Below are 6,486 nucleotides of genomic sequence, written 5' to 3'. Positions count from 1 at the left end.
CGTTCTCAGCCAGGATCGATCGCTCCAGCCGCCGGCATGGCTGTCGGACCGCGTCGGCGACTGGTGCATGGGTTGGCACCCGCGGCTGCCCGTGATGCGCCTGCTGGCCGATGGCGATCGGCCGGTCGGCTGGATGCTCGGGTATCCCATCAGCGAAGCGGGCGTCCTTGCCGATGGCGGAACCGTCCTGCGAGTGACGGCGCAGGCGATGGTATCGGTCGACGCTTTCGAGGAGTTCGTCTATTCCTTCGGCGGACGGTTCGCCGTCATTCTGGCCGAGGGCAGCCATCGACGCGTCTACCTGGATCCGTGCGGATCCCTGTCCGCCGTGTACTGCACGCACCAGCGCGTCATCGCATCGACGTCGAACCTGATCCCTTACGACTCGCGCACACGGGATCGACTCGAACTGGCACTCGCCATCGGCATTCCCTACACCGAGGGCATGTATCCCTTCGCAATGACGTCACGACACGGCGTCGAGCGTCTTCTTCCGAATCACTTTCTCGACCTTGGCGAGTGGCAGGCGGTACGTCACTGGCCGAGGGAACCCTTGGCGGAAACACCGGATGTCGACAAGGCCGTGGCGGAGATTGCGGTCATCGTGAAGCGGCAGATTGCGGCCATCGCAACGGCGGTGCCATCGTATCTGCCGCTGACGGCCGGGCTCGACTCGCGCATGCTCTTGGCGTGCGCACGGCGAGTCGCCGATCGGCTCGAGCTCTTCACGCGGGCGATCGACGATCGCAATGCCACCGTCGACTGCGACACGGCGCGGCGCATCGCGCGGCGCTTCAATCTCAAGCACCTGACGCTGCCGATGGTCGAGGCGACGGACCGGGACCTCGAAGAGTGGATGTTCCGAATCGCCTATTCGACGAGCGAGATACGTGGGCGGCAATGCGCCACCATGTACAAGCAACTGCCGGGAGGGCACGCGGTGATCGGCGGTCAGGCCGGTGAAATTGCACGCGGTTACTATTGGTGTGAAGGTGACACCGAAGCGAGCGTCATCACACCGGAGAGACTCATCGATATCTGTATCTGCCCGCGCGACGACGAACCGCTGGCTCGCGCTCGTGCGTGGCTCGACAGCCTGCCGACGAACAATGCCCTGCGCATTCTCGACTTTTTTTTCGTCGAGCAGGACATGGGGGGCTGGGCTGGTATTCTGCCTTACGCCGAGTGCGATCCGGGTTTCCCGATATTCCCGCTTTGTCACCGTCGGGTCGTCGAACACATGCTCACGCTCCCGTTGTCCTATCGGCAGTCGGGACGGCTTGCCCGGGACATCATCGAACGGGAGTGGCCGGAGCTGTTGGAGTGGCCGATCAACCAACCGATAGGTGCCACCCGGCTCGTGCTGGCGGCAAGAAAAGCCATCCGCATGGGCAAGCGCGCCTGGCGATCACGACGTTAAGCCTCGTCCTGGGACAGCAGTGCGGCGTTTCCTCCGACCGCCGCCGTATTCACAGTCAGGGTGCGTTCGACGGCAAACCTCGGCAGATAGTGTGGTCCGCCGGCCTTGGGGCCGGTTCCCGACAGACCCTCCCCGCCAAAGGGCTGCACCCCGACCACCGCACCGATCATGTTGCGATTGACATAGATGTTCCCGACGCGTGCTCGCGCGACGATGCGGCTCACGGTCTGGTCGATGCGACTGTGAATGCCGAGCGTGAGGCCGAAGCCCGTCGCATTGATGCTGTCGACGACCGCATCCAGCGCATCCGCACGGTAACGGATGAGGTGCAGTATCGGACCAAACACCTCGCGTCGCAGGTCTTCCATGTGCGGTATCTCGATCAGCGTTGGCGCGACGAAGGTGCCGTACCGGCACGCATCGGGAAGGGCGACGCGATGCCGCACTCGGTCGAGGCTCGCCATCGCTGCAACGTGAGCTTCGAGCGTACCGTGCGCTTCCGCGTCGATCACCGGACCGATGTCCGTCGAGAGGCACGCGGGGTCTCCGACTGCAAGCTCGTCCATTGCACCCGTGAGAAGATCGAGGACGCGCGACGCAATCTCCTCCTGCACGAAGAGCACCCGCAGCGCGGAGCAGCGTTGACCTGCGCTGTCGAAAGCCGAAGTGAGCGCATCGCTTGCGACCTGTTCGGGCAAAGCGGAACTGTCCGCGATCATCGCGTTCTGTCCTCCCGTTTCTGCGATCAGGGGAACAATGACCTCGCGCTGAGCGAGTAGGGCATTGATCGAGCGCGCGACCTGCGTGGAACCCGTGAAGGCAACCCCCGCACAACGGTGGTCGCGGACGAGCGCCGTACCGATGATCGAACCGCTGCCTGGCAGAAACGCCAGCGCGTCCGGTGGAACACCCGCCGTCAGCAAGAGTTCGACCGCCCGGCATGCCACGAGTGGTGTCTGCTCCGCTGGTTTTGCGATGACCGCATTGCCGGCGGCGAGCGCTGCCGCAATCTGGCCGGTGAAGATTGCCAGCGGGAAGTTCCACGGGCTGATGCAGACGAATACACCGCGACCGTGCAAAGTCAGTTGATTCGATTCGCCGGTGGGTGATGGAAGCGTTCGCCGATTCGCGAGGTGTTCACGCGCCTTCGCCGCATAGTAGCGACAAAAGTCGGCGGCTTCGCGGACCTCGCCGATCGCGGCCGGGCGCGTCTTGCCGGCCTCATGGGCCAGCAGCACCACGAGTTCGTCGCGGTTGTGTTCGATCAGGTCCGCTGCGCAGTCGAGGATCTCGGCGCGCCGCGCTCCCGTTTCGGCGTCCCACGAGGGTTGCGCGGCCAGCGCGCGCGACAGGGCAGCCTCGACGTGCTCCACCGTCGCCTCGACCACGCGACCGACGATGTGCCTGCTGTCCGCCGCTGCGACCACGGGGCGCTCGGGGCCCACCATGCGTTTGCCCCCGATCAAGGGGGCAGCGTCCCAACGGGTTTCAGCATATGCGGCGAATGCCGCATCGAGCCTTGCCGCGTCGATCTGGTCCGCGACGCTCGCTCCGCTCGAATTGGTGCGTTCCGGGCAGAACAAATCGCGCGGCAGCGGGAGAACTGCGTTGGGCAGAGCACCGTGCGCGCGAACGCGTGCAACCGGGTCCGCGATTATGTTCTCGATGGGCACGTCCGGATTTGCAATTCGGTTAACGAACGACGTATTGGCACCGTTCTCCAGCAGCCGTCGCACCAGATATGGCAGCAAATCCTGGTGGCTTCCGACGGGGGCATAGACGCGGCAGGCGCTGCCGGAATTGTCGGGGGTGCCGATGGCGTCGTAGAGTGATTCGCCCATGCCGTAAAGGCGCTGGAACTCGAAGCGGTCGTCCGACAGCGAGTGCTCAGCGGCATATTCGATGATCGCCGACGCGGTATGCGCATTGTGCGTGGCGAACATCGGGTAGAGTCGATCGTGTGCCGCCACCATGCGTCGAGCGCAGGCGAGATAGGCGACATCGGTGTGGGCCTTGCGCGTGAACACGGGATATCCGGCCAGACCCTGCACCTGAGCGCGTTTGATCTCGGTATCCCAATAGGCACCCTTGACGAGTCGCACGGGCAACCTGTGGCGAGTTTCGTTCGCCAGCGTGCACAGCCAATCGACTACCGCGAGCCCCCGCTTCTGATAAGCCTGCACGGCGAGTCCAAGTCCGTCCCAGCCGTCGAGCGCGCGGTCGCGGCGAAGGCGGGCGAAAATTTCGAGGGAGAGTTCCAGGCGCTCGGCTTCCTCGGCATCCAGCGTGAGACCGATACCACTGCCTGCAGCGACGCGCGCAAGTTCGAGCAAGGCCGGTACGAGCTCCGCCAGAACGCGGCGCCCTTGCGGCAGTTCGTAGCGAGGGTGCAGAGCGGAGAGCTTGACCGAAAGCGACGGCTGCGCGAAGACATCGCTATCGGGTGAACGCGTTGCTGCAATGGCCGCGATCGCCTCGCCGTAGGCAGCGAGGTAGCGCTGCGCGTCCCCAGCGGTCAGCGCAGACTCGCCGAGCATGTCGTACGAATAGCGGGTGCGTCGATGAGCGGCAGTGCGACCGCGCTCGATCGCCTCTGCAATGTTGCGTCCCATCACGAACTGCTCGGCCATGAGCCTCATCGCCTGCCGTACGGCGAGACGAACGACCGCCTCGCCGGTCCGCGCCACCATTCGCTCGTACCAGGCGACGGGGTCGCGAGCAGCGTCGCTGTCCAGGCGTGTCAGCTTGCCGCTGAGCATGAGTCCCCAGGTCGACGCGTTGACGAGAAGGGAACCACCGGGTTCGAGGTGTTTTCGCCAGTCGCCGCGGGAGAGCTTGTCGCGAAGCAGGCGATCGACCGTCGCCTTGTCGGGAATACGCAGCAAGGCCTCGGCGATGCACATGAGGAGCACACCTTCCTGCGTCGACAGGTCGTACTCCTGGAGGAACGACTCAATCCCGACGTCTCTCGCGTGCCGCGTACGCACTGCCTCCACCCACGCGCGGGCTCGCGCCGAAACCCGAGCGGACGCTTGCTCGGACAGTGCCGCCAAAGGCAGCAGTTGCGTAATGGTCTGCGTCTCGTCCGCGAGGAAAGACGCGCGAAGGGCATCGGCAGGGGGGAACTCGGGAAGCATCACGATCGAGTCGTAACCGCGCCGTCGCGGGCGATGGCCGGCGGCTGGGTGTGAGGGTCAGCCGGCATGGGGACGGACACGGATTGGCACCCGCCAAGGCAAAGCGCGGAGCCAGGGTGGAAGACCGTCCGTCTCATCGGTCCGACTTTGCATCGTTGCGGATGACCGCCTCGCGACGCTCGAGCAAGGCATTCGTCTTCTTCGCTTCCGCGATCAACTCGCGCAGCAACGGCTTCACGCCGAACATCGCGAACGGCAGAACTATCCATGCAACCGCGAGCACGACGCCAAAGCCGACAGTTGCGACCCAAAGCATCCAACCTGCGACAAAGTGATCCACGATACTCCCCAGGCAGTCAGGTGCTTCAGCATACTCTGCCGACAGGGGCAACCGTGGGACGGGCAAGGCGGAGAGCCGATACGGACGGCATGGAATGGCTGCCGCTTAGCGTCGCAAACTCCGACGGGCTCGATTCTGTCGACGGTCCGACGCTTCACGTCGGGCCACGCGCCCAGGCTTCCGCGCTACTGTCTCAGCCGGCAGTCCAGCACGGATGTGGTGTGACGTCACGCCCTTCTGGCGCCCCGAACACGAATCGAACGTGTGACCTACCCCTTAGGAGGGGGTTGCTCTATCCACTGAGCTACCGGGGCGCGAGTCGCAATTTTACTTTATCGCGACGAGGGTACCTATAACGCGGTGCCTGCGGTCTGTCAGGGGGCGCGCACCGACTCCAGGTGCCGGTGCGTCGCGTCGTAGCACTTCTCACGCTACCCCACGACCACGGCAGTTCCGCTTACCGATACCATGAGCATGCCGTTTTCCGCGCCGAGCACCTCGTAGTCGAAGTCGACACCTACTATCGCCGTCGCGCCCAGTTTGGTGGCGGCTTCGATCATTTCGTCGAGCGCCGTTTGACGTGCGTCGGCGAGTGTGTGCTCGTACGCACCTGCGCGTCCGCCGACGATATCGCGAACGCGTGCAAAGAGGTCGCGGAAGACGTTGGCGCCGACGATAGCCTCGCCGGTCACGATGCCGAGGTAACGCGTGATGGGATGGCCTTCGATGCTGGGGGTCGTGGTGACGATCATGACGGCTCCTTGTTTCCGGCGGCAGCCGTGGTGGGAGCGACGCCCGCGAGAAAAGTTGCGAGCGCCCCGCGATACTGATCGCGGCTCACGAGGAACGCGTCATTGTGGCCGCCACGCAGTTCGACCAGGTGCTTGCGCGACTGCGCAGCGGCCAGCAGTCGTTCGGGGTGTGACATGTCGAACAATTCGTCTTCACGGCTGTGAAGAATCAGCAGGGGTGAGACGATACGGTGCACTTTGCCGAGTGTGTCGAAGTCGTGTTTGAGAACCCACCGCACGGGCAGAACGGGAAAGCGCTGTCGCGCGATATCCGGTACCGAAGTGAATCCGCTCTCCACAACCACGCCGGCAGTCTTCGCTTCGGCGGCGAGGTGCACCGCCACCGCGGCACCGAGGGACTCGCCGTGGGCCACAATGCGATCCGCGGGGACACCGCGGGTGGTCAGCAACCATTTGTAGGCTGCGTGAGCATCGCGGTACATGCCTGCTTCACTGGGTGCGCCGCTGCTCCTGCCGTACCCGCGGTAGTCGATGATGAGCGTCGTGGCGCCGAGTTCGTGAAGCACCGCAAGCTTTTCCAACCGGTGCGAAACGTTGCCGCCATTGCCGTGGAAGAAAAGGACCACGGGTGCGTCGCCGCGATCGGACGGCACCCACCAGCCGTGGAGCGTTTCGCCGTCGCTGGTCGCGATCGCAACGTCCTCGAACGGAAGGGCCGCGTCCGCCGGCGTGCGAACCAGTTCGTGAGTCGGATGGTACATCGCCTGTTGCTCGTACCAGCGCAACCCGAAGAAGAGTGCAACGAGCAGCGCAGCCACGGAGAACGCGGCGGTCATG

The 6,486-nt window shown here is 64.5% G+C and carries 5 protein-coding genes and 1 tRNA gene; 1 reads left to right on the top strand and 5 read right to left on the bottom strand.

Annotation, left to right across the window (positions count from 1 at the left end):
- The first annotated feature begins 67 nt into the window (after positions 1 to 67).
- Positions 68 to 1,420, top strand: coding sequence for a hypothetical protein (locus JNK68_09080; GenBank protein MBL8540512.1), 1,353 nt, complete (start codon positions 68 to 70; stop codon positions 1,418 to 1,420).
- Here the strand turns inward: JNK68_09080 and putA are convergent.
- The 5 genes from putA to JNK68_09055 all read right to left on the bottom strand — a co-directional run bounded on the left by putA (position 1,417) and on the right by JNK68_09055 (position 6,485).
- Positions 1,417 to 4,557 carry a bifunctional proline dehydrogenase/L-glutamate gamma-semialdehyde dehydrogenase PutA gene (gene putA, locus JNK68_09075; protein MBL8540511.1) on the bottom strand — a complete coding sequence of 1,047 codons (3,141 nt, stop codon included), beginning with the start codon at positions 4,555 to 4,557 and terminating at the stop codon, positions 1,417 to 1,419. The genes JNK68_09080 and putA overlap by 4 nt on opposite strands.
- 133 nt (positions 4,558 to 4,690) lie before the next feature.
- Positions 4,691 to 4,873 (bottom strand): hypothetical protein, encoded by a 183-nt coding sequence (locus JNK68_09070; protein MBL8540510.1) that lies wholly within the window; start codon positions 4,871 to 4,873, stop codon positions 4,691 to 4,693.
- Positions 4,874 to 5,135: 262 nt separating this feature from the next.
- A tRNA-Arg gene (locus JNK68_09065) sits at positions 5,136 to 5,211 on the bottom strand.
- 117 nt (positions 5,212 to 5,328) lie between these two features.
- Positions 5,329 to 5,649, bottom strand: a complete 321-nt coding sequence (locus JNK68_09060) for a heavy metal-binding domain-containing protein (protein MBL8540509.1) — start codon at positions 5,647 to 5,649, stop codon at positions 5,329 to 5,331.
- The gene (locus JNK68_09055) at positions 5,646 to 6,485 is read right to left on the bottom strand and encodes an alpha/beta hydrolase (GenBank protein MBL8540508.1); all 840 of its coding nucleotides are present in this window, start codon (positions 6,483 to 6,485) and stop codon (positions 5,646 to 5,648) included. The genes JNK68_09060 and JNK68_09055 overlap by 4 nt, the downstream gene beginning before the upstream one ends.
- Position 6,486 lies beyond the last annotated feature (1 nt).

The sequence above is a fragment of the Betaproteobacteria bacterium genome (assembly GCA_016791345.1).
Taxonomy (GTDB): domain Bacteria; phylum Pseudomonadota; class Gammaproteobacteria; order Burkholderiales; family JAEUMW01; genus JAEUMW01.
Note: the sequence above shows the minus strand (reverse complement) of the source record. Positions and strands in the feature narration are given on the sequence as shown.